A 26926-nucleotide genomic window follows, 5' to 3' on the forward strand; every position below is an offset into this window, starting at 1 on the left:
GGAGCCCGACGCCGCCGAGCAGTATGACGCGTAGCTCGCGGACATCCGAGCCGCAAGCGCCAGGTTTCCCGGCTACCTGAGCACCGATGTGATACGTCCGGTCGGCACGAGCCGCGAGTATGCGACCATCGTCCGCTTCGCCGACTTCAGGAGCCTCGACGCCTGGATGGAATCCGATGTGCGCCGCCAACATATTGAGAGAATGCGGTCATCGCTGCGGCAGGGCGACCGGTACGAGATCAGGACTGGCCTCGATTTCTGGTTCACGCCAAAGAACGCAAAGGTCAAGATCCCAACCGCGTGGAAGCAGTGGCTTATCACGTGGAGCGCCATCCTGCCGCTCAGCATCGTTGTGCCATGGGGCGTCGTGCCGGTGCTTGCGCGCTGCAGCGGCGCTTAGGCCGCGCGCCTTGCGTTTGCGCGTGTCGTCATGCGTGCGCCGAGCATGGCGCCGCCTTATGACGCCGCGTAGCCACGGCCAAATTTATCTCACTGCCGGACATAGAGAAGGCCTGCCCCCTGCCGGTGATGGATTGCTCGGCTTGCTAACATTTGTTTCGGGCGTCCGTGGAACCGTGGTCATATCCTGTTGCGACTTCCTCGAGGTATCTAGGAGGAAATTGTTGCTCTGGCGTAACCAGGGGAACTCCTTGCGCCATGGCGCTCCCGGCCAGACCCTTACCCTACTCGATGGTGCCAACCGGATGAGGGTGGCGGGATCTCCGGTGTGCGCCACCGAACGGCCGGAGGCGCGGCCCAGCCGGTTAATCATGGTCTCTTCATGACTCTCCGGCCGTATAGCGCGGCTTCTTGCGCTTACAGCTTCTTTGATCCAGCTCAAATCTGTGAGTGGTTCATCAGCTACCTTACGAACATGGTCATGTACGCCCCGTACCCCGTCCTTTTTGAGCGGTGTGGACCTTGACCGTTATGACCTGGAGTTTGTCGTCCTGTTGGGAGCATCGTGAAGCGGAAAATCGACGTTGCTGCATATTCTTGGCGGGTTGGACTGCCCGACGTCCGGGACCGTCGAATACGGGAAGCATGACCTGGCACACGCGGATGAGGCCGGTCTTATCCTCTGCCGCCGCGAACACGTCGGCTTCGTATTTCAGGTCTACAATCTGATTCCGAGCTTGGCGGGGCTGGAGAACGTCGCACTGGTGGCCAATATTGCCGAACATCCCATGAATCCGCTCGATGCCCTTGAGTTGGTAGGGCTATCGGCGCGCAAGGACCACTTTTTAGCGCAACTCGCCGGCGGAGAACAGCAGCGCATCGCCATTGCCCGGGCCGTCGTCAAGCAACCAGACATTCTTCTCTGCGACGAGCCGACTGGAGCGTTGGACTACAGCACGGGGAGGCTTGTACTTGAGGTTCTTCAGCGCGCAAATACGGAGCAAGGGGCATCGTCGCGCGCCGTGCTGGTGCCGTCTTGCCGTCGAACGGGCCGGACGAGATGAGCACGCGGAAATTACAGCGGCTCCTCTAAGGACTCGATGCCATCCGGCGGCTGCATTGCGCGCAAGAAGATGAGTTTGATTTTTTCTTGGGAGGACAGGGATGAGCGATATCGCAGGCTTGCTTGTCCTTGCCGTCGTGGTCTTTGGCTTGAATCTGATGCCAGCCTTTGCACCGCCGACTTGGATGGTGATGTCATGGATAGGATTTTCACTGCCGGAGGCCAATCCCGCGCTTCTGGCGCTTGCTGCGGCATGTGCAGCGACTACTGGCCGCCTGGTTTTGGCTCAGATGGCCTTTACACTGGTGCGCCAGCGCTGGATGCGTGAGGATGACAGGCGGAACATTGATGTAGTTGGTCAGTGGCTGGGGCGCCGCAAAAGCATGACAATGGGGTTCATGCTTGCCTATGCCTTCAGCCCATTCCCCTCGAACTATCTCTTCATTGCCTACGGCCTCACAGGGATGCGGCTTTGGATGATTGGACTGCCGTTCTTTGCCGGACGCCTCATCAGCTATTTCATGTGGACGCATCTGGCCCAAGTGGGCTCGCGCTATCTGGACACGGATGTTGATGGGGCCTATTTCGGCCTGTACTTCGTTCTTTCGCAGCTGCTTCTTCTGGCGGCCGTGTACCTTTTCACAAGAGTGGACTGGGTATGCCTGCTGCATGAGCGACGCTTACGTTGGCGACGCTCACGGAGACTATCTTCTCCACCGTGACGAAGCAACGTGCGTCGGAACCTAGCCGATTCGGGGTGCCTGTCGGTCGAGCCGCGGGTGTCCGGTACAACGCATCGCAATCGAAGTCGCCAGGCCCGCTTACACGCGCTTCTGCATCGCTGGCGCAACAAGCAAACGGTCGATGCTTACTTGCAGGCCGTCTTGCCAGCCCGGAACCGGGGAGCGTAGCTCAAGGGACGAACCCGCGCCGCGCACAATCGCTTCGACGATAGCAAGGCCAAGTCCGCTGCCCTTGGCTGCCGTCGCGCCACGCTCGAAAGGCTTTGTCAGACGATCAAGTTCATCGTTCGGCAGCACCGGCCCGTGATTCCTCACTGTGAGCGAACCGGTGGCCAGCAGCGAAATCCCCACGGTTTGCCCAGGTGAGCCGTGCTTTTGGGCATTTTCGACCAGATTGCGCACGACAATGGCAAATGCGTCCTGATCAATCCACGACGGAACGGGCTGGTCGGGCAGGTCAAGCTGAATCGGGTTCGCAGAGGCCACGCGCCGAAAATCCTCGACTACAAGTTCCAGTACTGGTCGAAGATCCTGCGGCGCGTCCCCGAGCACGCGCCCATTTTCCGCCTTCGCCAGTTGCATGAGTCTTTCACTGACCCGCGACAGCGCGTGCAACCCCCGTTCGATGTTTTGTACTCGCTCTCGCACTCGGTCGGAAGGCGCTTCGGCCATGAGGCGCTGCGTCTGCGCAAGGGCTGCGGCAATCGGTGTGCGCAACTCGTGCGCGCTATTGGCAGTGAAGCTACGCTCCGCGGCCAGCGCGCGGTCCAGGCGAGCCATCAGGTCATTGACCGCGTCGGCGATCGGTGCGACCTCCGTCGGCAGTTCCTCTCTTTCGAGCGGTGTCAGGTCGTTCTGCCCACGTGCAGCGATGCTGTCGCAGAAGCGCCGGATTGGCCGTAGCCCGGTGCGGACAATCAGCCAGATGCCACACAGGCCCACCGGCAGAAACAGGATGAGGACCCTGGCGACCGCTAGCGCGGCTTCAATCACTGCATGCCGGCGCGTGGCGAGCGGCTCCGCGATCATCAGGGAGATCGTGCCCTGCAAGCCCGGCTCGGCATAGATCCGGTGCGACGCCGTTGAAGTGAAGCCCGCTTTCAGATCCGACGGGAAGATGACCGTATCGGCATCGTGCGATCGCAGCAAAAGTCTGCCCCTGTCATCGCGAACCGCGTAGGTCAGCAATTCGTCGTGTGGACGAACGGCTGCGATACGGCGGCTGCCATCGTCATCGCCATCCGCATCACGCCCGACGATATCCATGATGGCGAGTGGCAACAGGCGCTGCGCCGCTTCCTGCAACGCACTGTCCGACATCCGATCGACTTCGTGGCGCAGCACGTAGAATGAAGCGGCCGCGGCCGCGAGCGACAGCACGGCGAGCCCTGCAACCAGTGCTGCCGCGAGTCGACCTTGCAGGCTGCGCAGCATGGTCAGTCCTGCTTCAGCCGATAGCCGAGCCCACGCAAGGTCTCAATGACATCGGCACCAAGCTTCTTGCGTAGGCGGCTCATATGTACCTCGATGGTGTTGCTGCCAATTTCTTCGTTGAAGGAGTAAAGGCGATCCTCCAGCCGGCTCCTTGATACGATTATTCCCGGATGCTGAATCAGCGCTTCGAGAAGTGCCCATTCACTGGCCGTCAGGTCGATGCGTGCGGCACCGCGCATCACGCTGCGCCCCACCGTATCGATACGGAGTCCGCCGAGCTCGACCAGGGGATTCGGATTGCCCGAATACCGGCGTGACACCGCGCCTACCCGTGCGGAAAGCTCTGACAGGTCGAATGGCTTGACGAGATAGTCATCCGCGCCGGCGTTCAGGCCGGCGATGCGGTTCGATACCTGATCGAGCGCAGTCAGGATGATGACGGGCACGGTCGAACCACGCGCGCGAAGCTCTCGCAGGAAGTCGAGCCCCCGACCGTCGGGAAGCAGCAGATCGAGCAGGACTAGGTCGTAGTTAGCAGCAGCAAGGTGTCGGCGCGCCTCGGCGAGGCTGGCCACGAAGTCGGTCGGATGTCCGTCTTTCTCGATCTGGTCGCGAACGGCCTCCCCGAGCCAAGGCTCATCCTCGATGAGAAGGACTCTCATTAAGATCTTCCTGATAGGTGTCTCGCGTGACTTTGCCACGCGAACCTGTCGCGAACATGAAGAAAATTCTTTGTGCCCGCAAGCTTGGCTTCAGGTTTCAGGTGCATTGTGGAGTCCAAGGATGCGAACGAGAGATGTTAGTCATGAAACACCTGAGAATAGCCAGAAGCCTGATGCTCACCATGTTTGCACTTGTCGGCGCTGTCGGCATCCATCCCGCACAGGCGCACGACAGCGACGATTGCGAGGCGCCAGTGAATGCCTGGAAGCCGCGTGACGCTGTCCGGACGATGGCGCAGCAAAAAGGCTGGCAGATCGACAGGCTCAGGATCGACGACGGTTGCTACGAGGTCAAGGGGCATGATGCCGATGGCCGGCCTTTTAAGGCAAAACTTGATCCTGTCACCCTTGACGTCGTCCGCATGAAGCGTGAAGACGCCGACCGCGGCGGAGCACGCGGACGCCTGCCGGACGCGAATACTGGCAGGCCACCGGCCGACGCACCCCACGAAGGCTTGCTGAAGCCGGGCGCGAAGCCCCAGGTCCAGATCCGCTGACCCCTTATTGCCGACGCACCGCGTACCTCATCGGCGTTGCCCCTGCTGAATCAGCGGCAGGCCAATGCGACGGGTGCGATGGCCCCCTTTTTGCCCAAATCAGGAGAATCCCGATGAAACACGTAATCTCGATCGCCGTGCTTGCCGGCGCGCTTGCCGCGCCTTCACTGGCATCCGCGCGTCAGGTTTCGTTCGAAACGCAACTGTCGAGCTATGGGGGAGATGGCGCTTACGTTGCCATGTATGTCACCGATCGCACCGGACGGTACCAGGGCACGCTATGGGTGGCAGGGCGCAAAGCCAAGTACTACCGGCATCTGCGCGACTGGTATCGCGCCACGGGCGGCACCGCAAAGGTAGACGGCATTACGGGCGCCAGCGTCGGCGCAGGCAAGACGCTGCGTGCGACGCTGGATCTGTCCGACACGCTGCTCGACGCCGGATATGAGGTCCACATTGACACTGCGGTCGAGGACATGAAGGAGTACCCGTCCGAGGTCGTCGTGCCGCTGACCACCTCGGGCGCGAACAAGACGGTCAAGGGGAGCGGCTATGTGAAGTCGTTCCGCTATTCACTGTAACCGGGGCTCGACGAGGAGGTGCCCGATGTTACGTAAGCTCCATTCAATCCCCGGACTCGTCGCCGCATTGCTGATGACGATCGTCGCCTTGACAGGCGTGGCGCTATCTGTGAATCCGGCACTTGAGCACGCAAGTGCCGTCCGCCCAGGCCAGGCTCCGCTCAGCGTTGCAACGCTCGCCAGCCGCGTGAGCACCTCGGTGCCCGATGTCGAAACACTCATACGCCGGCCGTCAGGGGCGATCATCGCGTACTACCGGGCCGGCGGCGAACAGCGTGCATCGATCATTGATCCCGCTAGCGGCAAGGCTGTCGGCGATTATCGACCCTCGCCTGTCGAGCGTTGGCTGAGGAACCTGCACCGCAAGCTCTTTCTCGGCGACGCTGGCCGGATCGCCACCGGTGCAACTGCAGCTTTCATGCTATTCGCGGCGTTCTCCGGGCTTGTATTGCTCGCCCGCCGGATGGGCGGGTGGACGCATATCCTGGCCCCGATCCGGGGTGATGGGTTGCAGCGTTTGCATAACGAAACTGCACGAGCCGCGCTTGCCGGCCTCACGCTGTCCGCGATGACCGGAGTCCTCATGTCGTTGACGACGTTCGGCGTGATCCCGGAAGGCGGCGCGCAGCAGCCCGTCCTCAGCGTTTCGGCAATCACCACGCCCCCGATGCCACTGCGGCAGATGCCCGCACTGGCAATAGATGTCTCCAGCCTGCGTCAGTTGACGTTTGCCAACGCCGCCGACCCGAGCAGCATCATCGAAGTGAATACGACGGATGGAGCCGGTTATGTCGATCCATCGTTAGGCAGATGGCTTGCCTTTCAGCCCGCCGACGCCTGGCAACGTGTGCACGGGGTTGTCCGCATGCTGCACACGGGCGAAGGACTATGGTGGCTTGGTCTGATTCTCGGCGCATCGTCGGCGTCGGTGCCGTTGCTGGCCGCAACCGGCCTGCTGCTGTGGCTGCGTCGTCGACGGGCCATGCCGAAGCTCGCCCGCAACGTGCCGGCACGCGACGCGGATACTGTGTTGTTGGTGGGCACCGAGGGCAATAGCACGTGGGGCTTTGCTTCGGCACTGCATGCAGCGCTGACCCAGGCTGGCCTTCGCGTGCATGTTGCGCCGATGAACGATTTTGCAGCCGGCCGCAGCCTGCGGCATCTGCTAGTCCTGACTGCGACCTACGGTGACGGCGATGCACCGGAGAGCGCTATACGATTCCTGCCGAAGCTCGGACGCCTGACGATCCCTGGCGGGGTGGCGTTCGGGGTCTTGGGCTTCGGCGACCGCCAGTTTCCTCATTTTTGCGGCTATGCGCGAACGGTTCATGACGCGCTGACCGCCAGGGGGCTGGAAGCACTGACCGAGCCGGGCACGGTTGACCGGCAATCTGAACCCGAATTCCGGCAGTGGTGCACGGGGCTAGCCAAAAGGCTCGGCGTGTCGCTGGATATCCGCTACACACCATTGCTGCCGCCCACGATACCGCTCAAGCTCGTCTCACGTGAGGACTATGGTGCGGATCCGGAGGACAGGACTTCAGTGCTGCGTTTCATGCCTGCCGAGGGGGCAAGATTCTGGGCCACCCTGCGACGGCCACGGCTGCCTCGGTTCGAGACGGGGGATCTGCTCGGCGTCGTGCCGCCGGGCGCCACCTCGCCCCGGTACTACTCGCTCGCGAGCGCGACGGCGGACGGCCTGGTCGAGATCTGCGTGCGGCGTCATCTGAACGGCGTGTGCTCCGGGTATCTCACAGGCCTGCGGCCCGACGACATGATTGAGGCATTCATGCGGCCGCACGCGTGCTTTCGGCCGGGTGCCGGTAGCGCGCCAGTGATCCTGATCGGGGCCGGTACCGGGATTGGTCCGCTGATCGGTTTCATCCGGCACAATGCGGCCCGCCGTCCCATGCACCTGTATTTCGGTGCGCGCAATGCTGACGATGGCTTCCTGTACCGCGACGAGCTCAAGCACCTCGTAGCCGACCGGCGGCTGCAGGCACTCACGACTGCCTTCTCACGTTCCGGAAGCCGGAGCTATGTGCAGGAGCGCCTTCTCGCCGATACACAGAGCTTGCGCACCCTGGTTACGCACGGCGCGCAAATCATGGTGTGCGGCGGCCGCAGGATGGCGGAGGGTGTCGCGCAGGCGTGGGAACGTATTCTGACGGATACCGGCTTGTCCGTCGCACAACTGAGAGCACAGGGACGCTATGTCGAAGATGTCTATTGAGGCGTTGCCAGACACGCAATTCAAGCTTTGGCGCGTGAGCGGTGCGACGATGGGAACCCGCTACACGGCGGCCTTCCATACGTCGCCGAAGGCGGACGAAAAAGAACTGGCGGCGCGGCTTGCTGCGGCGCTTGGCTCGGTTGACGAGCAGATGTCGAACTGGAAGGAAAGCTCCGACGTGTCACGGTTGAATCGTGCCGAGCTGGACTGCTGGGTGCCGGTGTCCAGGAATCTCGCGGCTTTGCTCGCACGTGCGATGGAGATCGGCAACGATACGCACAACGCCTTCAACATCGGCGTCGGCGGGCTTGTCGGTTTGTGGGGTTTTGGGCCATCGGGCGAGCAGCGTGCACCTCGCCCAGGCGCGGTGCACACGTTCAAGGCAAGCCCATGCCCGTCTGTGAGCGAACTGATTGACGTGGATGTGCAACGGTGCCGGGTGCGCAAGCGGGGACCCGTTGCGCTGGATCTGTGTGGTATTGCAAAGGGGTTCGGCGTCGACGAACTTGCACGCGTGTTAAGCGAGCACGAGATCGACTCATGGCTTGTCGGCATCGACGGTGAAATGCGCGCGTGCGGAAGCAAGCCGGATGGGTCGCCGTGGGCGATTGCGCTTGAGGCCCCGGATTACGAGCGGCACGCCGCAATGGGCGTGATCGAACTGAGCAACGCCGCTATTGCGACGTCTGGCGACTACCGCCACTGGGCTGACATCGACGGTGTGCGTATCTCGCACACAATGGATCCCCGAACCGGCGCGCCACTGCGCAGTTCCGTTGCGTCGGTGACGGTCATTGCACCGACATGCGCGGACGCGGACGCCTACGCGACAGCCTTGCTGGTGCTCGGCGCGCAGGCGGGGCGAGATTATGCTCAGCGCAGGCGCCTCGACGCACTCTTCGTCGTACGCGACGGCGATGCGCTGCGCACGATCGGGACCGGCTACTTTGCCAATGCGCGCTAGGACCCTGGCCAGTTTTTGCTGCCGGTATGCGCTGTTGCCATACGCCCAGCGCGGCGATGTCTTCCGTGACGGCATTCCGGTTGCAGACGTCATCCAGACCTGGCTCGACGTCTCGGCTCACCTTGCACGCGGCGCAGAGCAGGCGGCGGAACTGGAACACGGGATTCTTGCAAACGCCGTCGAAGAAAGCGCTTGAGCGACCTCATCGAAATTACCCAGGCGGCTAGCCTTGAAGCTGATCGAAAAAGGAACTTGAATTCCTAGACGCGGACCCAAACCGGGGCGGAGGTGTTAGAGGCGCCATCCTGAGTTCCGTCTCAGATCAAGTCGTTGCCAGGACGGGTCGTCCAGTGCCGCAGGAGCGCGATCGGTCCGATGGTGACGGACTTACGCAGTCGGCCCCTATCGTGACCGGTAATCGGGGCCGCTGTCGAAATCCAATGGGGACAGGTAAATGCCGATTTCAAAAGCCTTGGCATCGCGATGTCGTCGCTGTTGGCCGCGCTGGTGGCAGTGGGTTGCGCGACACAGACGGAACCTGGGGAAGACCGCGTGCGCATCATGGAGCAGCGGGGCATTCCCTACGCTTGTGCCAGAGATGACGAGGCCGGTAGGCGGGCCATGGAAGATGACTGGCTACTTTGCACAAGTACGAGCTGTCCGTGCCGCTGAACTGAGCCGCCGCGCGGTGCATGACTACTACCTGCATTGCGCCCCGGCGCGAGTACCACGACACATGGTCATCCCCTCCTGAGTAGGGCATGAGAACAAAAGGTCCTGCCACAAATCAGCAATGTGCGGGATCTGCCCAAAATCTGATAGGCGTTTCTTCCCACCGTCGCACGCTCACTCGGGCGCGTAAGAGCGTTTCTGCCTACGCCATGGGGACATAAGCCGCCGTAGTAATGCGAGGATAGGCGGCTTCGCCGTGGCTAACGCTTTGGATGCCCCAGGGCGCGCAGCGCCCTTACTGCCTTGCGTCTCCGTACTCGCCGCTCCTTTTTCATCCACTGCATGAGCAACGCGTGAGCGCCCGCGCAATCTGTGCGCTTCGGCAGTGTCGAGACGTAAGCTGCACCAACGAGGACGTCGTTCAACTCTCGAAGGACCGCCTGCGCCTCGGCCAAGTGCACTGCGCGCTCGCGGTCCGTGCCTCTGAGCACCGGTGCGAAATACTCGATTAGATAACGCAAGCGCCTGATCTCATGGCGGACCTGCTGAACGTCGTCCAGTTTGCCCTTCCTCGCTCGCTTCAAGCGCCGTCCCAATCGAATGGAAGCCACTTTCACGCGCGCACGTGCGAGATCCCCGATGACCATCGTTCCCTCTAGCTGACCGCCTGCGAGTACGGCGGCAGCCGCCCTAATGCCGGGAATCAGATCGTTTTGACTCGGAACGGTGAGTGCCGTGCGGCTCTCGGCGCGAGCCCGATGCGTGAGATCATCCAGAATCTCTAGAAGGACCAGTGCGGCGGGATACGTCGGCGGCACCGCGGCGCGCAAGAACTCGCTAACGATGACCTCCCAGTTTCGCGCATTGGCGACCTGACCGGCCAACGCGCCAAGTTGCTTGCGCCACCGCTTCGCAAGTCCCGCCGGCAGCAAAGATTGATATGCCCAGAACAGTGCCCGCAGCCTACGGAGGGCTACCCGCATCTGATGCCCAACCTCTGGGTCATGGCTCTCGAGGTAGAGCGCGGTGTAGCGCTCCACTATCGCCGCATCGAGCGACATTAGGCGAGGTAGCACGGCGAGAGCAGGGATCCCGGGGTGTAACCTGGGAAAGTCGCTCATCTTCGTCCCTCGCCTATCGGGACTTATTGTGCAGGCTTATCGCTGCGCGCCTTGATATTGGCGCGTAATGCGTCGCTCATCGGCATATTCAAATTCGCGCCGGCGGGAGGGATAGGCGATTCAAACCATTTCTTGTACAGCCGCGCGAACTCCCCCGACTTCATCAACCGTGTGATGGTTCCGTCCACCAACTTCTTGAACTCGGTGTCGTCCTTGCGAACCATGCAGGCATACGGCTCAACTTGAAGGGTATCGCCTACGATCTCGAGTGCGGAAGGATTTCCAGAGTTGGCTCGCAGGCCAAACAGCAGCACGTCGTCAAGGGCAAGCGCCACGGCGCGGTCGTTCAATACCAGTTGCATGGCATCCGCATAGTCCTTGCCGGAGACGAATTGGATATCCAGATTGTGGTCGGCGCTGAATTTGTTCAGCAGTTTCTCGTTGGTGCTACCGGCCGTACTGGCCACCGTCTTCTTCGTTAGATCTGAGTAGTTCTTAATGCCTGAGCTCTTCTTGGTCAGCAGGCGCGTGCCGGCGTAGAAGACGTTGATCGAAAACGCCACCTCTTTGCCGCGTGCACTGGTGTTGGTGGTGGATCCGCACTCCAGATCATAGGTGCCGCTTACCAACATGGGGATTCGGTTTTGGCCGGTCACCGGGACGTAGTCGACCTTAAGGTGAGGCTTCTTCAGCCGGGCACGCACTTCGTCAACGATCGCTTCTGTCAGATCGACCGAGAATCCGACTGCCTTGTGTGGTGCCAGCAGATAGCTGAACGGCACGGCGGCCTCCCGATAGGAGACCGTGATCGTGTCGCTTGACGCGATCTTTTCCAGGGTTTGAGCATAAAGATCTGAGGCACCGAGCGGCAGTCCGGCAGCGATCAGCATAGTGGCGACTACGGGAATGCTTTTCATTTTTATGTTCTCCATTCAAGCGTCCGAAGGGGCGGCCAATCTGGTCGCCGGCATGCTAATACGACTGTAGATGCCACCGCGGTCGCGTGGTTGACCAATGTCAACGCGCGACGAACGGGGACGGCGCCGTTGGTTGATGTTTGTGCTTTATGCGGTACCTGCAGGTTCAAGCTTCAAGACGCCCTGACTTGGGGGCCGCCTCCTTTGTCAGTGGTTCTTGCTACACGAGGGCAAAAACTTGCCCGCCAGCGATTGACAGCATCAGCAGCAGTTCAGTTGCGGGTAATATTTAGCATCTTGACGTGCACTTGCTTTTCCATCACGTCAGTGGTGATTGTGTCCCGGCATGATGTTCAGGTCGTGTTAAACCGGCATTTCATGTGCTTGTGACTCCTTGATCTCCTTCTGTTCGTCCATTAGGAACAGATCGCAGCCTTCCCCGTTCTTGTAGCCCTCGACGAACGGTTCGACCACGGCGGTGAGTTCGGCGGTCACCAGGCCATATGCGACGCTCGTAAACTCAACAGGATCTCGCGCTCTGTTCATACGAATCAATCGAAATTGCTGTAGTCAGAACAGAAACGAAAAAGGCCAACGAGAGTAAGGTTGCCAACATAGCTTGCCTCCTGTTCCTTTGTGCTCAGTTCGGACTACTGCCATGTCCTTAATGCCACAACGAAGACGGGACGACGCAAGTCCTAGACTCCAACTGTTTCAGGAAGGCCAATTCAAGTGCTGCGCGACACCTCCCTTCGATGGAATCGTAACCTCCGTCTTACGCTCGATTCCGTTTGCAGTAGCAACCACACGATACTTTCCAGCCGGAAGTTTGATGTACATAAAGGGCCCGTCGGATATCGCCCGAAAGATCTGTTTGCCATCCGGCTTGTAGATCCGAGTGTCAACGTCGGCCAGAAATTCGCCTCGCTTGCCGGTAAAGGTAAGGCGCAGACTATAAGCTGGCGCAGCAGCCCGGAAGGCGGCGGCTTCATCCTCGCCAATGCCACCACTAAGGTAGGCCACGCCGCTCGCCCGTTTCTGCGGCGGCAGCCCGCCGGCTGCTGGTTGATCAGTGTCGGCACTACGGCCCATCATGGGGCCGCAGTCCAGGCTTGCGGTGCTCCGACCGCCGCCGTACATGCGCTGTCCGCCCCCGCGCTCGTGACGAAGCACGACGCCGTGTTGATCGGCGCGTGTATGCACGAGATCATGCAGGCGACGCGTGATTTCCCGGCGCTCTTCGGGAGTCGCGGCGGCGCGCATGCGGGCGCAGAAATCCGCCTTCTCCTCGCTGCTGAGTAGGTCAACTCCGCGCATGGTCTGGGGAGTTGCGGGTTTTGCAGCCCGTCCAACGGTTTCCTGTGCATGGCACTCAGGGGCAAACAAGCTGAGGCTGGCAATGCTGACGATACAAAATAGCTCAAATGCGCCTTTCATGATGTTGACTCCAGTTGTTCGTCGATCTGTCGATCTTGCATATACTCCAGAGTTTCGAACCGGTGAAAGTCATGACCGGATCCCTCGGAGCCCCCAACGCCACCTTGTTCATCTTGTTCATCGCTGGCCTGATGGAAGAGCCGGCGCGCCCGCGTGGCAACTGATTTACGGAGAGATATCGCTCGTGCCCGTGCAGTGGCGAATTTATTCCCCTATTCAGCCTAGCCGGTTCCATCAGGGGAGACTTGACGCTTGTCAAACTCGGCGTTCTGGACGAATTACTCGATGAGATCGACCCATGACTTGCCTGGCTGGATCGTCGGTCCGACCGGCAGGCCGTCAATGACCGATTGCAAAGTACGCTCGCTTTTTTTGCGATATCGCGCTCCATTCTCAGGCGCGCATTCTCCGCCCGCAGCCGAGCCAACTCCATCTGCTCAGGCTTGCCGGTCGTCCCCGCCGCCAGTTCTCCCTTCTCCCTTCTCACTCTGACGCATCCATGCCCAAAGGCTACCCTTGGGAATGCCGAGAACCTTCGCCGTGACCGCTATCGATTGGCTGGCCCTCACCTGGCGAACCGCCTCCAGTTTGTATTCCTGCATGTATTTCGCTCGCGTTTGCTTGCCTGCCATGTCTTGGCTCCTTGCTCGTATTTGAACATTGGCTAAGAACTCCACGCTTCGAGGGCAAGATCTTTATCGGAGTTCGCTGCTCGCAACCGATTTCCCTCGCAGCCGCGCTGCGCTTGTCTCCCTCGAATGGGCGAAACGGCCTCTTCAGCCGTTCGGAGGGCGCAGGGGAGGCGAGTACTCAGAAAGACTGCCAGTCGTCGACACCGGTGCGCGGCGTGGCGTCGGCCGTAATGGAGAGCGGTGCTGTCACCTCAACGGTCTTGGCCCTGGGCCAAGCCACGCTCCGGGTTGCCGCGGAGGTGCTGCCTACAGCCTGACTGGTTGCTGTCGCCGACAGCGGCCGCGCACTGCCCATATCGTTCGGGAGCTTGAACAACGCCACTGTCTGCACCAACCGCTGAGCGTCGTCGCGCAGGCTTTCGGCGGCCGCTGCACTCTCTTCTACCAGCGCGGAGTTCTGCTGCGTGGCCTGGTCCATCTGACTCACGGCTTCGCCGACCTGCGTGACGCCAGCACTCTGCTCGGCGCTGGCCGCACTGATCTCGCCCATGATGTCGTTGACGCGCCGGATCGACGTGACGACCTCACTCATCGTTGCGCCGGCCTGGTCCACCAGGGTGGTGCCTTGCTGGACGCGCTCGACGCTGGCATTGATGAGCGACTTAATCTCCTTGGCCGCCCCGGCGCTGCGCTGTGCGAGGCCGCGGACCTCGCCGGCCACCACGGCGAAGCCGCGGCCCTGGTCGCCCGCGCGGGCGGCTTCCACCGCAGCGTTGAGCGCCAGGATATTGGTCTGAAAGGCGATGCTGTCGATCACGCCAATGATGTCGGAGATCTGCCGGGCGCTGTCGTTGATGCCTTTCATGGTGTCCACCACAAGCCCCACTGCGTTGCCACCCCGCACGGCCACGTCGCTGGCGCCAACTGCCAACTGGTTGGCTTGCTTGGCGTTGTCGGCATTTTGCTTGACAGTGGAACTGAGTTGCTCCATCGAGGAGGCAGTTTCTTCCAATGCGCTGGCCTGCTCTTCCGTGCGGCTCGACAGCTCAATATTGCCCTGCGCGATCTGCGCGCTTGCGGTGGCCACCGCTTCGGCGCCGCGGCGTACGTTGGACACGACCTTGATGAGACTGGCTTGCATGTGTTTGAGAGCGCGGAGCAGTTGCGCGGTCTCGCTCTTGCCCTCCGCGTCAAAGGTGGCGCTGAGGTCGCCAGACGCGACCGCGCGCGATATCTCGACCGCCTTGTTGAGGGGCACCGTGATGGCACGGATGATCCACAGACCCATCAGCAAGGCGACTACCAGCGCGACGGTGCCCGTCGCCCAAATGACCGCCTTCAGTCCGTCGACGGCCAGCGATGCCCGCTGGGCGGATTCATCCATCAAGGTGTTAAGGTACTTGATGAGATCGTCGGTATGCGAAAAATAGTCCAACTGCGCGGGTCGGAGTTCGCCCAAGAGCAGGCTCTTCGCCGCGTCCAAATTGCCGGCTCTAGCCAGATCGATAAAACGGGTCTGGAGCGCCACAAACTTGGCACGGGACTCGTTGATCTTGGGCAGGAGCGCCTTGCCCTTTTCTGTCTGGATATGCGCCTGAAGTTCCTTCCATTGCTCACCGACTGCCTTGCGGAGAGATTCCGCGGAATCGAGCTCGCCGTTGATTTCGGCCGGCTCGCTCATGATTAGCGCATTGCGCGACTTGCGCGCGATCAGGTTCATGTCTTCCTTGATCTTGGTGGCCGCAGCGATCTTCGGGTAGCGATCTTTCATGGCGACGGAGAACTCATTCTCCACCGAGGTGACCTCAACCAGCGACATGCCCCCCATAAGCGCGATCAATAGGACCAAGACGCCAAACCCGAGCGTCAGGCGGGTAGAAATTTTCATGTCGTTGACATTCATGCCGGTTCTCTTGCTTGCTTGTTTGAAGGAACGCAACCCGCGCGCATGACATGTGGCGAAGCCTGGCTGCTTTCCCTGTCGACTATGTTTCGGTCTGTTTCGACGGAATCTTCGATAGCCTTCTGCACACGCGTTAGCCTGCGTTGATCAATATCGACGCAGCGGAAATAACCTTAATGTCGTATGGTGGAAAGACTGTTCGTCTAGCGGCACAGTTTGTGGGCGCGATCATGCACTATGCGATTTGACGAAAGTCGACCGACAGTCAAGGACTCAATGCGTTCCGAAGCGCCGAGGTGCGAACAATCGAACGTTTAGCCGATGAAGCAGCATTCGTCTTCCGGGGCGGAATGACCGTCTCCTAGGCGGAGCCGACGTTCGACCCTCGCCGCGAGAGCGTGCGCCAACGGCCGAAGATGGCCGAAGATGGCCGAGAAGGGCCAAGCAGCGCTCTAGGTTCCGCAACTCTGCAGCGCAGAACGCGTCAGGTGCGGGTATCCCGTCCGCTGAGCCAGTTCAGGCCACGTCCACGACAAACCCCTTGACGATCTCGAAAATTAAACTGCGTGGCCACCCCTCCAGTCTCTGCACCAAGGAAGGACATCTCAACGGTCAAACCGGCGTTGGCCACGCCATGAGTCATGACACCCGCACGCTAAACACTCACAACGCCGGCGGGATGATGTGGAAATGTCTAACATAGGGTGCTTGTCAAGAACGAGCATTGTGCCGGATAGATTAGCCATTACGATCAAATGACCGACACCACGCGTACCTGAGGGCCTACGGCGATCCCTGTGTCAGTCTGTTCACAGCAATCGCCCGAGCCTCAAAGACGTTCTTCAACAGGGGGGGGCGGCGTGAGGACACAACAAGATAAAAAAAACGGCCTGGCAACCGTCAATCATGCCGCCGCTTCATGCCTGCACGTCCCTCGACCTCAAGGAAACGCTCCCCACACCTCGAAACCCACTACAAACCGATCTTGTTAAACGGCGAGGCTCCTTATAGGTGGATTGATCAAACCCCGCCCTCGCTCTTCGACACCCGCAGTTCCGTGCGAAACGGCCGCTGCGCCGCCGGGTTGGGCGGCGTCGTGGAAATCAGGCGTGCCGTTTCCAGCATCAGCGGCACGAACTTGCTGATGGCACGCTTGACGGTGAATGTCGAGGAAGACACGGACAGGTTGAGCCCGGCAACGACGTTGCCCGCCGCGTCCCATATTGGCACCGCCAGGGCCAGATCGCCGCGATAGAACTGGTCATTGCAGCAAGCGAATCCGTCCTCGCGTGCCTGCTGAACGAGCGCCAGCAGCGCATCCACATCCGTCACCGTCTGCGGCGTGTAGCGAACCCGATCGCTGCGCTCCAGGATCTCGCGTGCTGCATCGTCCGACAGCCCGGACAAATACGCGCGCCCCGTGGAGGCGCAGAACATCGGAATGCGCTGCCCGATCGGCACATGCGCGATCAGCCGCGCCAGGCTGGAAAATCGCCCGATGTACACCATGCAGTCATCCGCGGGTTCGGCCAGGTTCACCGTTTCCCCGGTGCGCTGGTTCAGATCCAGCAGATAGGGATTCGCGCGCTCGAGCAACGGGTGGCACTGCAGATACTGATAGCCCGATTCCAGGTTGGCCGAGGAAAGGGAATATCGCTTCGACTGCGGGTCTTTCTTGAGCATCCCCAGCGCTTCCAGCGTGAAGGCAAAGCGCTGCGCCGCGCTCTTGGAGATTCCGACGGCAGAGGCGATCTCCGGCAGGCTCATCGATGCGCGTTGCGTATTGAACGCTCTTAACACCTGCACGCCAGTGGCCAGCGACTGCACATACAGGGTGGACGATTCCGGGTTCACGGGGGTCATGAGGGCAAATCCATAGCCACATCACATCGGTGTGGCAAGACAGAAGATCAATCGATAACAGATAGGTGTCTACTGTATAGAAATACGGGAAGACATTCGTCACCGGCAGCCGAAAATTCGCTCAGAGCGAGCCTAACCGAGGGAAATCCCTAGGAAATTAGGGGCGAAAGAGCTGATCCAGCGTCGGTGGTTTGCAGTATTCTTACCTCAACGAATCGCTAATCAATTTTGCGTATTGTTTAGCGATACGATATTACCCGATCAATCGGTCTTTCCACAAGGCATCCAGCTTCGTCACTCAGGTGCGGCGCCGGATCAACAACTGAAAGCTCCCATGCTGAAGATTGCTCTGAAATCGCTTGCCGCCGCTCTGTCCTTCGCCCTTGTGTCGGCCTACGCGCAGCAACCGGTCATCAAGATCGGCGCGACGCCTACCGCCGTGCCCTTCAACTTCCTCAATGTGAAAACGAACGCACTGGAGGGCGTGATGATCGACGTGGCCCGTGCGGTCAGCAAGGAACTAGGCGTCACACCCGAGATCTCCGGAATCCCGTTTGCCACCCTGATCCCGTCGCTCCAAACCAGGAAGATCGACATGATCTCGTCGGCCTTCGCCAAGACTCCCGCGCGCGCCGTCGCCGTGGACTTCTCGGAGACCGTCCTGACGTACAAGGAGGCGCTGCTGGTGCCCATCAATGACACCAAGGCCTATCGCAATTACGACGACCTCAAGGGCAAGGTCGTCGGTGTACAGATGGGCACGTCCTATGTGGAGCCGCTCAAGGCCGTCCAGGGCTTCAAGGAACTGAAGATGTACGACACCATGGCCGACCTTGTGCGTGATATCGGCCTGGGCCGCGTGGACGCGGGTTTTGGCGATGGCCCGGTCGTCGCCTACCAGGTGCGCACGTCCGCCTCGAAGCAGGTGCGCCTTGTCGACACCTACCAAAGCCTGCTAGCCACCGACATCGCCCTGGCCGTGCGCAAGGGCGATACCGAGATGCTGGCCAGGGTCAATGCCGCCGTTGCCAAGATCAAGCAAAACGGCGAGCTGGCGGACATCCTGAAGAAATGGGGCGTGCCGCAGTAATGCCCCTCAGCCTCTGCATGGCACGCCGACGTGAGAGTCGGGGCCATGCAGCCCCTGTCCGACCTGCCAAGGCTCACCTATGTTCGACACATTTTTCAGCGATGCGGCTGAGTACCTTCCCGTGCTGATGCAGGGGGTCTTGACGACCCTCGCCATCACCATCGCGGCGCTGCTCATCGCCACCTTCCTGGGCCTGTTCTGGGCCTTGCTGCGCGTTTCGGGCATCGGCCCGCTGTCCCATGCCAGCCGTATTCTCACCAACATGATCCGGGGCGTTCCGATCATCGTCGTGCTGTTCTACATGTATTTCGTGTTGCCCGAACTCGGCGTCAGCCTGAATGCATTCCAGGCCGGCGCGCTGGGGCTGGGCATTGCTTATTCGTCGTACATGGCCGAGGTGTTTCGCGCGGGCATTGACGCCGTGGACGTTGGCCAGTACGAGGCCGCGCAATCGCTGGGCATGTCGCGCGCTTTGCTGATGCGCCGCGTCATCCTTCCGCAAGCGATCAAGATCGCGCTGCCTCCTTATGGCAACAACCTTGTGATGATGCTCAAGGATTCGTCCCAGACCGCGGTGATCACCGTCGTCGAACTGTCCATGCAAAGCAAGCTGATCGCCGCCGCCACGTTCAAGAGCGCCACTATCTTCACGCTGGTGGCCCTGGTCTATCTCGTGATGAGCCTTCCCATGATGTATGGCGTGGGCAAGCTGGAGCGCAGCCTGGGGAGCCGCAAATGATCAAGATGGAGCAGTTGAGCAAGTCCTACGGGGCGCACCGGGTGCTGTCGAACATTGACGCGGAGATCCGGCAAGGAGAGGTCGTCTGCCTGATTGGTCCGTCGGGATCAGGTAAATCAACCATGCTGCGCTGTATCAACGGCCTCGAACAGTACCAGGGCGGCAGCATCACCATCGATGGCGAGCGCGTCAACGCGGCTTCGCCCGGGATCCGGCAGATTCGCCAGCGCGTGTCGATGGTGTTCCAGCGCTTCAACCTCTTCCCGCACCGCACGGCGTTGGAAAACGTGATGGAAGGCCCGGTTCACGTCAAGAAGGAAAGCGTCGCCGAGGCGAAGGAGAGGGCGGCCGAGATCCTCGCCTCGGTCGGCCTTGCAGAGAAGATGGCGCATTACCCAACCCAGCTATCGGGTGGGCAGCAGCAGCGCGTGGCGATTGCCCGGGCTCTCGCCATGCGCCCGGATGCCATCCTGTTCGACGAGCCCACCTCGGCGCTCGACCCGGAGCTGGTTGGCGAAGTGCTTGGCGTGATGCGCAAGCTGGCAGAGAAAGGCATGACGATGGTCATCGTGACGCACGAGATGAAATTCGCTCGCGAGGTATCAAACCGGGTGCTGTTCCTCGACGGCGGCCGCATTGCCGAGCAAGGTCCCTCCGCACAGGTCTTGACCCAGCCAAGCAATGAACGCATGCAAGACTTCCTGCGCCGTGTCACGCATGCCGGGTAACGCCATGTGCAGCCGACTCTCTACGCCCTCCACATCGCTCTGGGCTGCCACCGCGTTGCCGCGCACCGCTTCCGAGGCGGTGCGCGGCCCCCTCCAGGTTGACGTTGCCATCGTCGGTGGCGGCTTCACGGGATTATCGGCGGCTCTGCATCTGGCACAAGCCGGCGTGCACACCGCATTGTTCGAGGCCTTTGAAATCGGCCACCGCGCTTCGGGTCGCAACGGCGGTCAGGTCGTGCCCGGCGTCAAGCCGCCGCCGTCGGCGCTGACCAAGCGCTTCGGAGACGATACGGCCCGACGCATGATGCGCCTCGCCTACGGCAGTGCCGACGAATTGTTTGCGCTCGTGGAGCGTTACCAGATCCGCTGCCAACCGACGCGCAATGGCTGGCTGCAGGGTGCCTACTCCCAGGCGTCAAGCGGCTATCTGCGTCAGCGGTCGCATGAAATCAATGGCCAGGGCGGCAACACGACCTACCTTGACCGCGATGAGATGCGCGCCGCCACGGGATCCGATTACTGGCCCTCGGGCTTGCTCGAGAAGAGCGCGGGCGCCGTGCAGCCCCTGGCCTATGCGCGCGGCCTGGCAAGGGCGGTAACCGATCTCGGCGGCACGCTGCACGAGTATTCGCCCGTTCAATCGATTTCCACCTCGGCGGGGAGATTCAAGTTGCAGGTGAATGGTCATGCGGTGCAAGCAAGGAAGGTCATCCTGGCCACCGATGCCTACACCGACCGCTTGGTCCCCGAGGTCGCGCAGTCGTACGTGAACGTTTCCAGCGCGCAAATCGCCACTGATCCGCTGCCACCGGAATTGCAGCAGCGCCTGCTGCCGCTGCGCGCCGGCATCTCGGAGACGCGCAAGATCACCTACTACTGCCGCCTCGACCCCGAGGGCCGGTTCGTGATCGGCGGCCGGGGCCGCGACAGCGACAACCTCGACCCCGCCACGCGCGAGCAACTACGCCTCGCGGCCTGTCAGCGCTTTCCGGAACTGAACGACGTGGTATTCACCCACGGCTGGGCATGCCGCGTGGGCATGACCATCGATGATCTCCCACATTTGCACGAACTGGCCGATGGCCTGTGGGCCGCGTACGGCTACTGCGGCCGGGGCGTGGCGATGGGGACGGTCCTGGGACGCGTGTTGGGCGAAGCCGTGCGCGGCATGCCCGCGGCGGCGTTGGACTATCCCGTCACGCCCGTCAAGCGGCTGCCGCTGTACCCAGTGCGCCAGGTCAGCGCGATGGCGGCGCTGCAGTGGTACCGGCTGCGCGACGCGATGGGCCACCCCGGCTGACAGGCCTGGGCCGCAAGACGCGCAGGCGGGGCAGCCCCTGACCCTGACGCAACAAACCACATAGCACGAGAACAGTCCGGAGCACGGAGCCCGCGGCGGGAATTTGCCTGCCTGATCGCTCCGCTCCTTCCCCCCCATCTTCCAGCGCCTGCATCATGTCCTCCTCACTTCCGCAGCAAGTCGACGTTGCCATCATCGGCGGCGGCATCATCGGCATCAGCACCGCCTGGGCACTGAGCCGGGCCGGTCAGCGTGTCGCCGTCTTTGAAAAAGGCGTCCTGGCCGGCGAGCAATCGTCGCGCAACTGGGGCTGGATTCGCAGCATTGGCCGTGACCCGGCAGAGCTGCCGTTGGCCCACCGCGCCAACAGCCTCTGGCGCGAGATCCAGCAACAGGTGAACGTCGGTTACCGGCAGATCGGCCTGGCCTACCTGGGCGAAAACGCGACCGACCAGGCCGGACTCCAGACGTGGCTCGACTCGGCCCGCGAGCACCCGACAGGCGCGCACTTGCTCACCGGAGAGGCCGTACGCCAGATCCTGGCCGAGCCATCCACGCGCCCGTGGACAAGTGCACTGCATAGCGCCGAGGATGGCGTGGCCGAGCCCCACTTGGCGACCGCGGGTATCGCGCATCTGGCGCGCGCCGCCGGCTGCCAGATCTTTGAACAGTGCGCCGTGCGCGGCCTGGACACGGCAAGTGGCCGCACCGCGGGCGTCATCACGGAATTCGGCAGGGTGGCGGCGGACCGCGTCGTACTGGCCGGCGGCGCCTGGAGCCGCCTGCTGTGCGGCAATACGGGCATCTTTCTGCCGCAGCTCAAGGTGCATGGGTCGGCGTTGCGCACAACTTCCTTTCCCTGCGGCCTGGACCTGGCGGTCAACGGCAAGGAATTCACCTGCCGACCCCGTGCGGACGGCGGCTACACGGTATCGAAGCTCGCCGCCTCGGTGGCCGACGTGACGCCCGACAGCATTCGCCTGCTGCGCCATTTCTTCCCCGCCTGGATGGCGCAACGGCAGAATCTCAACATCCGCTTCGGGCGGCGATTCTTTGAAGAACTGTTCACCCCCACGCGTTTTCCGCTCGACAGGCCCACGCCGTTCGAAAAAAACCGTACGCTCGACCCCGGACCCAACACCCACTCCGTATTCGCCGCGCTCCGTCAACTGCAGCGGGCGTTCCCCGTCTTCGCAGGCGCACAGGTGGTCCAGGCCTGGGGCGGCATGATGGATGTCACCCCCGACGCCCTGCCAGTCATCTCGGCGGTGGACTCCCTTCCCGGGTTCTTCATTGGCACGGGGTTCAGCGGCCACGGCTTTGGCATTGGCCCCGCTGCCGGCGAGTTGCTGGCCCAGCTGGTGCAAGGCATCGCGCCCACGGTCGGTCACCACGCCTTCAGGCTCTCGCGATTTCGGGTGTAACGGGACGCCAGACGACGCCTTTTGCCTGAAGAGGCTTGGCAAAAGTACGCTTGCCAAAAGTACAGCGATCATTTTGGCTGGGGAAAATACCATCCAATGTGAGTTCGCCGTTGCGTCAAAGAAGGCGCCTACCTCAGCCTCCGGCGACTGCTTCTGGCCCGAAACCCATCATGGCCCCAAACAGCTCTCCAGGCAGACGAGATCACTTCCGACCATCGTCTGCCCGGCAATCCTCCCTTATCGCTGCGCCATCGTCATATAGTCGACCGTCAGACCAGCCAATGCCCTGACCCCATTCACCAACGCGGCCTCATCCACATAAAACTCCGGCGAATGATTCGAAGGCGCCTTGTTCACATCCGTCCCCTTGGGCGTAACGCCCAGGTTAAAAAACAACCCCGGCACCTTCGCCTGATAGAACGAGAAGTCCTCGGAAGCCGTAGCCTTCGGCGTGATCATCCAGTTTCCGTCGCCCGCCACGCGCTTGAGCGTGGGCGCCATTTTCTCGGTCAGCGCCGGTTGGTTGATGGTGGCGTCGTATAGCTCCAGCACCTTGAAATCCGCCTCGGCGCCGGCGCTGGCGGCGATGGCTTCGGTGGTCCGTTTCATGCGGGCGTGGATGTCTTTCTTCATGCCTTGGTCGTAGGTGCGGATGGTGCCCATCATCTCGACCTTTTCAGGCACGATGTTCATGCGGTTGCCGCCGTGGATGGTGCCAACGGTGATCACCGAAGGCTCCAGCATGGCGTCGACCTGGCGGCTCTGGATGGTCTGCAGGCCGAGCACGATCTGCGAGGCCACCACGATCGGGTCGATGCCGCCCCAGGGCCGGGCGCCGTGGGTCTGGCGGCCTTTGACGTCGATCCAGAACTGGTCCGCGGCGGCCATGGCGGGGCCGCTGCGCCAGCCGAGCTTGCCGGATTCGATGTTGCTGGTGACGTGCAGGCCAAAGATGGCATCCACCTTGGGATTGTCCAGCACGCCCTCAGCCACCATTTGCTTGGCACCCCACATATTGCTGCCGTTGGGCTCGAAATCCGCCGGGCTTTCCTCGGCCGGCTGGAAGATGAACTTGACCGTGCCGGGCAACTGGTCCTTCATGCCGGCCAGCACCTCGGCCGTGGCCATCAGGATGGCGACGTGGGTGTCGTGCCCGCAGGCGTGCATTACGTCCACTTCCTTGCCGAGGTATTGCCCCTTGGCCTTGGAGGCGAAGGGCACGTCCACGCGTTCCTTCACCGGGATCGCATCCATGTCCGCGCGCAGCGCCACCACGGGGCCCGGCTTGCCGCCCTTGAGCACGCCCACCACGCCGGTCTTGGCGACTCCCGTCGTGACTTCCATGCCGAGCTTGCGCAGATGGTCCGCCACCAGCCTGGCGGTGCGGACTTCGTAGTTGCCAAGTTCGGGATGCTGGTGGATGTCGCGGCGCCAGGCGATCAGCTGCGCTTCGACGGCCTTGGCGCGGGTCTCGATCTGCGCCTGCAGGCTTTCGCTGCCGGTGGCTTGCGCCTGCGCGGCGGCGGCGGCGGCGGGGGCGGGGGCGAGGCAGAGCAGGCCGGCGGCCAGCGAGAGTGCCGACAGGCCGGCACTCAGCGTGGCGCGCGTGGAGGTTCGGGAACGATGGGTTTGTTGTGCTGCCATGAGGATGTCTCCTTGTTCTCATTGCAGAGCCTGAAGAACGGGGGCCTGCCCCGCAACCGCATGCTTGCCGCGCCTCAGCGGATGCCCAGGCGCGCACGCGTCTGGCCCAGCGCCGCCAGGCTCACCACGGCGCAGACCATCAGGTAGAAGCTCGGCGCCAGCTTGCTGCCGGTGGCGCTGATGAGCCAGGTCAGGATGAAGGGCGCGAACCCGCCGAACAGCGTCACCGCGATGTTGTACGAGAGCGAGAGGCCCGTGGTGCGCGTCTTGACCGGGAAGATCTCCGACGCCAGCGCGGGCAGCGCGCCGAAGTACAGCGTCATCATCAGTCCCAGCACCACCTGCACCGCCAGCATCACGCCGAAGCCGGGATAGTGGCTGAGCAGCCAGAACAGCGGCCAGATCGATACCAGCAACAGCAGCGCGGCGAGGCGCATGGGCGGGATGCGGCCATAGCGATCCGACCAGTGCCCGACCAGCGGGGCGAACAGCATCTGCACCACGCCCGTGGCCAGCGTGGCGGCAAAGGCGGCCGAAGGCGGCAGGCCGAGCTGCTTGACCGCGTAGGTGGGCATGTACAGCACCAGGTAGGTCGATACCGTGGCCACGATGACCACGCCCATGGCCAGCAGCAGGCGCTCCTTCTGGTGGCTGAGTGTGTCGCGCAGCGGCGTGTCGGTGGTCTCGGCCTGGAGGAATTCAGGGGTTTCGTCGACGTGGCGGCGGATGTAGTACGCCACCGGGCCGATCAGCAGGCCAAAGAGGAAGGGCACGCGCCAGCCCCAGGATTGCATCTGGTCGGGCGTGAGCGTGGTGGTGAGCACCGCGCCGAAGCCCGCGGCAAGCAGGGTGGTCAGGCCCTGGCTGGCGACCTGGAAGCTGGAGTAGAAACCGCGCCGGTTGGGCGCGTGCTCGGCCAGGAAGGCGGTGGCGCTGCCGAATTCGCCGCCAGCCGAGAAGCCCTGGATCATGCGCGCCAGCACGATGCCGATGGGCGCCATGACGCCGATCGCGGCATAGGTGGGCAGCAGCGCGATGATCAGCGTGCCCACCATCATCAGCAGGATGGACAGCGTGAGCGCGGCGCGCCGGCCTTTGCGGTCGGCATAGACGCCGATCACGACCGCGCCCAGCGGGCGCATGAAGAAGGACACGCCGAAGGTGCCCAGCGTCAGCAGCAGCGAGGTGTTTTCATCGTGGTTGGGAAAGAACAGCGCGGAGATGGTGACGGCAAAAAAGCCGTAGACCACCAGGTCGAACCACTCCAGCGCATTGCCGATCGAGGCTGAGATCACCGCGCGCCAGGGATGGCGCGAGGCGGGCGCCGCAGATGCTGCCGCGCCGCTGTTGCTGCTACCGCTTGCCGATACTGCTGTCATGGTGTCTCCGGGTTATTTTTGGACATGACGCAACCACCGGCCCGCAGCTTTAGCGGGCCGGCTACAACGGAAAACGAGGAAAACGAGGAAAACGACGAAAACGGCCTAGTTCACGCGCAGGCTGTCGACCACCTTGTGCAGGAAGGCCTCGCAGGCGGCGAGCTGGTCCAGCGCGACGAACTCGTCGGGCTTGTGGGCCTGCTCGATATCGCCGGGGCCGCACACCACGGCCGGGATGCCGGCGCGCTGGAACAGGCCGGCTTCGGTGCCGTAGGCCACCTTGTTGACGTCGCGGTCGGCGGTCAGTGCGCGCACCAGTTGCGTGATGGCGGCCTGCTCGGCCACATCGAGCGAGGGCGCGGCGGCGATCTTGTTGATGGTCAGGCCCGCGTCGGCATGCTCGGCGCGCATTTTCGGCAGCAGCACGTCGTTGGCGTAGCCCTGGATGCGGGCAAAGATGGCCTCCGGATCGACGCCCGGCAGGTTGCGGAATTCGAACACGAACTCGCACAGCGCCGGAATGGTGTTGAGCGCGATGCCGCCGTGGATGGTGCCGGTCTGGGCTGTGGTGAAGGGCACGTCGAAGTCGCGGTCGTACGGGCCGTTGGCCTTGAACTCGTCGGCGATGTCGCGGATATGGCAGATCAGGCGGGCGGCGTACTCGATGGCGTTGACGCCCTTGGGCGTGAGCGACGAATGCGCGGCCTGGCCCTTGACGCAGCAGCGGTAGGCGTTGATGCCCTTGTGCGCCACGATCACGCGCATGCTGGTGGGCTCGCCGACGATGCAGCCGCCCGGGGTCACGCCGCGTTCGCGCAGCTCCGCCAGCAGGTAGGGGGCGCCCATGCAGCCGATCTCTTCGTCGAAGGACAGCGCATAGTGCACCGGCTCGCGCAGCCTGGCCTCAAGCAGCGTGGGCAGCAGCGCCAGGCTGGTGCCGATGAACCCCTTCATGTCGCAGGTGCCGCGCCCGTACAGGCGGCCATCGCGGATCACCGGCTTGAACGGGTCGGTGGTCCAGTTCTGGCCGTCCACCGGCACCACGTCGGTATGGCCCGACAGCACGATGCCGCCATCGGTGCTGCCGCTGGCGGCGGGCACGGTGACGAACAGGTTGGCCTTGTCGCCCTGCGGGTTGTAGCTCAGGTGGGGGCGCAGGCCCTTGGCCAGGAAATGATCGCGCACGGCTTCGATCAGGCCGAGGTTGGAGTGGCGGCTGGTGGTGTCGTAGCTGACCAGGCGCTGGGTCCAGTCGAGCGCGCTGCCGCGGGTTGCGGCATCGGCAGGCTTGCTGAGGGTATCGGCTTGCATGGCGGTTGGCTTTTGGTAACGTGTTAAGTAAACGATGCTACACCGTGCTGGCTCGTCGGTCCATGCACGGTGCACCATTTTGGCGCCGCGGCGGCGCGCCGCGAACGGGTACCGTGGAGCAATGATCAGG

General features: G+C 62.3%; 23 protein-coding genes and 2 pseudogenes. 13 read left to right on the forward strand and 12 right to left on the reverse strand.

Going from position 1 to position 26926, the window contains the following annotated elements; translation table 11 throughout:
• Positions 1-43 precede the first annotated feature (43 nt).
• The 3 genes and pseudogenes from RR42_RS07720 (at position 44) to RR42_RS07730 (ending at position 2184) form a co-directional block, all read left to right on the forward strand.
• Complete coding sequence (locus RR42_RS07720) at positions 44-400, forward strand: hypothetical protein (RefSeq protein WP_330218519.1); 357 nt, start codon at positions 44-46, stop codon at positions 398-400.
• 505 nt (positions 401-905) lie between these two features.
• Positions 906-1406: pseudogene (locus RR42_RS07725) on the forward strand (ABC transporter ATP-binding protein); the annotation flags it as partial.
• A gap of 166 nt (positions 1407-1572) precedes the next feature.
• A complete protein-coding gene (locus RR42_RS07730) occupies positions 1573-2184 on the forward strand; it encodes a hypothetical protein (protein WP_419188880.1) in 612 nt (203 codons plus the stop codon).
• Positions 2185-2283: 99 nt separating this feature from the next.
• On the opposite strand, the gene RR42_RS07735 is transcribed toward RR42_RS07730, so the two are convergent.
• Together RR42_RS07735 and RR42_RS07740 are read right to left on the reverse strand one after the other, a co-directional pair.
• Entirely contained in the window at positions 2284-3639 is a 1356-nt protein-coding gene (locus tag RR42_RS07735) for a sensor histidine kinase (protein ID WP_043345372.1), read from the reverse strand.
• Positions 3640-3641: 2 nt separating this feature from the next.
• Positions 3642-4301, reverse strand: a complete 660-nt coding sequence (locus RR42_RS07740) for a response regulator transcription factor (RefSeq protein WP_043345373.1) — start codon at positions 4299-4301, stop codon at positions 3642-3644.
• Between the two features lie 143 nt (positions 4302-4444).
• Here RR42_RS07740 and RR42_RS07745 point away from each other — a divergent pair, with 143 nt between their 5' ends.
• From RR42_RS07745 to RR42_RS07765, 5 genes are all read left to right on the forward strand, one after another.
• The gene (locus RR42_RS07745; protein WP_043351604.1) at positions 4445-4858 is read left to right on the forward strand and encodes a PepSY domain-containing protein; all 414 of its coding nucleotides are present in this window, start codon (positions 4445-4447) and stop codon (positions 4856-4858) included.
• Positions 4859-4971: 113 nt separating this feature from the next.
• On the forward strand, positions 4972-5439 hold the full coding sequence (locus tag RR42_RS07750) for a DUF2271 domain-containing protein (protein WP_043345375.1): 468 nt from the start codon (positions 4972-4974) through the stop codon (positions 5437-5439).
• Between the two features lie 25 nt (positions 5440-5464).
• Positions 5465-7672 (forward strand): PepSY domain-containing protein, encoded by a 2208-nt coding sequence (locus RR42_RS07755; protein ID WP_043345378.1) that lies wholly within the window; start codon positions 5465-5467, stop codon positions 7670-7672.
• On the forward strand, positions 7653-8636 hold the full coding sequence (locus RR42_RS07760; protein WP_043345380.1) for an FAD:protein FMN transferase: 984 nt from the start codon (positions 7653-7655) through the stop codon (positions 8634-8636). The genes RR42_RS07755 and RR42_RS07760 overlap by 20 nt, the downstream gene beginning before the upstream one ends.
• 34 nt (positions 8637-8670) lie before the next feature.
• A complete protein-coding gene (locus RR42_RS07765) occupies positions 8671-8832 on the forward strand; it encodes a hypothetical protein (RefSeq protein WP_236701993.1) in 162 nt (53 codons plus the stop codon).
• Between the two features lie 736 nt (positions 8833-9568).
• On the opposite strand, the gene RR42_RS07770 is transcribed toward RR42_RS07765, so the two are convergent.
• The 7 genes and pseudogenes from RR42_RS07770 to RR42_RS07800 form a co-directional block, all read right to left on the reverse strand.
• Positions 9569-10429, reverse strand: a complete 861-nt coding sequence (locus tag RR42_RS07770; protein WP_052494512.1) for a CHAD domain-containing protein — start codon at positions 10427-10429, stop codon at positions 9569-9571.
• A gap of 23 nt (positions 10430-10452) precedes the next feature.
• Positions 10453-11346 (reverse strand): amino acid ABC transporter substrate-binding protein, encoded by an 894-nt coding sequence (locus RR42_RS07775; protein ID WP_043345386.1) that lies wholly within the window; start codon positions 11344-11346, stop codon positions 10453-10455.
• 363 nt (positions 11347-11709) lie between these two features.
• Positions 11710-11841 (reverse strand): hypothetical protein, encoded by a 132-nt coding sequence (locus RR42_RS41435; RefSeq protein ID WP_269083375.1) that lies wholly within the window; start codon positions 11839-11841, stop codon positions 11710-11712.
• Positions 11842-12060: 219 nt separating this feature from the next.
• Positions 12061-12783 carry a hypothetical protein gene (locus RR42_RS37650; RefSeq protein ID WP_063778401.1) on the reverse strand — a complete coding sequence of 241 codons (723 nt, stop codon included), beginning with the start codon at positions 12781-12783 and terminating at the stop codon, positions 12061-12063.
• Between the two features lie 364 nt (positions 12784-13147).
• A pseudogene (locus RR42_RS07790) lies at positions 13148-13415 on the reverse strand (transposase); the annotation flags it as partial.
• A 178-nt stretch (positions 13416-13593) separates the two neighbouring features.
• Positions 13594-15318: a methyl-accepting chemotaxis protein gene (locus RR42_RS41440; RefSeq protein WP_052494514.1), complete on the reverse strand. Its 1725-nt coding sequence runs from the start codon at positions 15316-15318 to the stop codon at positions 13594-13596.
• Between the two features lie 1020 nt (positions 15319-16338).
• Entirely contained in the window at positions 16339-17181 is an 843-nt protein-coding gene (locus RR42_RS07800) for an IclR family transcriptional regulator (RefSeq protein ID WP_052494515.1), read from the reverse strand.
• A 334-nt stretch (positions 17182-17515) separates the two neighbouring features.
• On the opposite strand from RR42_RS07800, the gene RR42_RS07805 reads away from it, so the two are divergent.
• The 5 genes from RR42_RS07805 to RR42_RS07825 all read left to right on the forward strand — a co-directional run bounded on the left by RR42_RS07805 (position 17516) and on the right by RR42_RS07825 (position 22462).
• On the forward strand, positions 17516-18271 hold the full coding sequence (locus tag RR42_RS07805) for a substrate-binding periplasmic protein (RefSeq protein ID WP_043345390.1): 756 nt from the start codon (positions 17516-17518) through the stop codon (positions 18269-18271).
• 79 nt (positions 18272-18350) lie between these two features.
• Positions 18351-19010 (forward strand): amino acid ABC transporter permease, encoded by a 660-nt coding sequence (locus RR42_RS07810; RefSeq protein ID WP_043345391.1) that lies wholly within the window; start codon positions 18351-18353, stop codon positions 19008-19010.
• Positions 19007-19738, forward strand: coding sequence for an amino acid ABC transporter ATP-binding protein (locus RR42_RS07815; protein ID WP_043345394.1), 732 nt, complete (start codon positions 19007-19009; stop codon positions 19736-19738). The genes RR42_RS07810 and RR42_RS07815 overlap by 4 nt, the downstream gene beginning before the upstream one ends.
• On the forward strand, positions 19728-21038 hold the full coding sequence (locus RR42_RS07820) for an NAD(P)/FAD-dependent oxidoreductase (protein ID WP_158408267.1): 1311 nt from the start codon (positions 19728-19730) through the stop codon (positions 21036-21038). The genes RR42_RS07815 and RR42_RS07820 overlap by 11 nt, the downstream gene beginning before the upstream one ends.
• A 155-nt stretch (positions 21039-21193) precedes the next feature.
• The gene (locus tag RR42_RS07825) at positions 21194-22462 is read left to right on the forward strand and encodes an NAD(P)/FAD-dependent oxidoreductase (RefSeq protein ID WP_043345396.1); all 1269 of its coding nucleotides are present in this window, start codon (positions 21194-21196) and stop codon (positions 22460-22462) included.
• A gap of 237 nt (positions 22463-22699) precedes the next feature.
• On the opposite strand, the gene RR42_RS07830 is transcribed toward RR42_RS07825, so the two are convergent.
• The 3 genes from RR42_RS07830 to argE all read right to left on the reverse strand — a co-directional run bounded on the left by RR42_RS07830 (position 22700) and on the right by argE (position 26796).
• Positions 22700-24106 (reverse strand): amidohydrolase, encoded by a 1407-nt coding sequence (locus tag RR42_RS07830; protein WP_043345398.1) that lies wholly within the window; start codon positions 24104-24106, stop codon positions 22700-22702.
• A 74-nt stretch (positions 24107-24180) separates the two neighbouring features.
• On the reverse strand, positions 24181-25485 hold the full coding sequence (locus tag RR42_RS07835; RefSeq protein ID WP_043345400.1) for an MFS transporter: 1305 nt from the start codon (positions 25483-25485) through the stop codon (positions 24181-24183).
• A 105-nt stretch (positions 25486-25590) separates the two neighbouring features.
• The gene (gene argE / locus RR42_RS07840) at positions 25591-26796 is read right to left on the reverse strand and encodes an acetylornithine deacetylase (RefSeq protein ID WP_043345403.1); all 1206 of its coding nucleotides are present in this window, start codon (positions 26794-26796) and stop codon (positions 25591-25593) included.
• Positions 26797-26926 lie beyond the last annotated feature (130 nt).

The sequence above is a fragment of the Cupriavidus basilensis genome, assembly GCF_000832305.1.
In the GTDB taxonomy this organism is placed as follows: Bacteria; Pseudomonadota; Gammaproteobacteria; order Burkholderiales; family Burkholderiaceae; genus Cupriavidus; species Cupriavidus basilensis_F.

Bases quoted from the DNA above. Each gene is read 5' to 3' on its own strand.
- RR42_RS07735 (WP_043345372.1), bottom strand. From the start codon at position 3,639: ATGCTGCGCAGCCTGCAAGGTCGACTCGCGGCAGCACTGGTTGCAGGG.
- RR42_RS07740 (WP_043345373.1), bottom strand. From the start codon at position 4,301: ATGAGAGTCCTTCTCATCGAGGATGAGCCTTGGCTCGGGGAGGCCGTT.
- RR42_RS07745 (WP_043351604.1), top strand. From the start codon at position 4,445: ATGAAACACCTGAGAATAGCCAGAAGCCTGATGCTCACCATGTTTGCA.
- RR42_RS07750 (WP_043345375.1), top strand. From the start codon at position 4,972: ATGAAACACGTAATCTCGATCGCCGTGCTTGCCGGCGCGCTTGCCGCG.
- RR42_RS07755 (WP_043345378.1), top strand. From the start codon at position 5,465: ATGTTACGTAAGCTCCATTCAATCCCCGGACTCGTCGCCGCATTGCTG.
- RR42_RS07760 (WP_043345380.1), top strand. From the start codon at position 7,653: ATGTCGAAGATGTCTATTGAGGCGTTGCCAGACACGCAATTCAAGCTT.
- RR42_RS07770 (WP_052494512.1), bottom strand. From the start codon at position 10,429: ATGAGCGACTTTCCCAGGTTACACCCCGGGATCCCTGCTCTCGCCGTG.
- RR42_RS07775 (WP_043345386.1), bottom strand. From the start codon at position 11,346: ATGAAAAGCATTCCCGTAGTCGCCACTATGCTGATCGCTGCCGGACTG.
- RR42_RS37650 (WP_063778401.1), bottom strand. From the start codon at position 12,783: ATGAAAGGCGCATTTGAGCTATTTTGTATCGTCAGCATTGCCAGCCTC.
- RR42_RS41440 (WP_052494514.1), bottom strand. From the start codon at position 15,318: ATGAATGTCAACGACATGAAAATTTCTACCCGCCTGACGCTCGGGTTT.
- RR42_RS07800 (WP_052494515.1), bottom strand. From the start codon at position 17,181: ATGACCCCCGTGAACCCGGAATCGTCCACCCTGTATGTGCAGTCGCTG.
- RR42_RS07805 (WP_043345390.1), top strand. From the start codon at position 17,516: ATGCTGAAGATTGCTCTGAAATCGCTTGCCGCCGCTCTGTCCTTCGCC.
- RR42_RS07810 (WP_043345391.1), top strand. From the start codon at position 18,351: ATGTTCGACACATTTTTCAGCGATGCGGCTGAGTACCTTCCCGTGCTG.
- RR42_RS07815 (WP_043345394.1), top strand. From the start codon at position 19,007: ATGATCAAGATGGAGCAGTTGAGCAAGTCCTACGGGGCGCACCGGGTG.
- RR42_RS07820 (WP_158408267.1), top strand. From the start codon at position 19,728: ATGCCGGGTAACGCCATGTGCAGCCGACTCTCTACGCCCTCCACATCG.
- RR42_RS07825 (WP_043345396.1), top strand. From the start codon at position 21,194: ATGTCCTCCTCACTTCCGCAGCAAGTCGACGTTGCCATCATCGGCGGC.
- RR42_RS07830 (WP_043345398.1), bottom strand. From the start codon at position 24,106: ATGGCAGCACAACAAACCCATCGTTCCCGAACCTCCACGCGCGCCACG.
- RR42_RS07835 (WP_043345400.1), bottom strand. From the start codon at position 25,485: ATGACAGCAGTATCGGCAAGCGGTAGCAGCAACAGCGGCGCGGCAGCA.
- argE (WP_043345403.1), bottom strand. From the start codon at position 26,796: ATGCAAGCCGATACCCTCAGCAAGCCTGCCGATGCCGCAACCCGCGGC.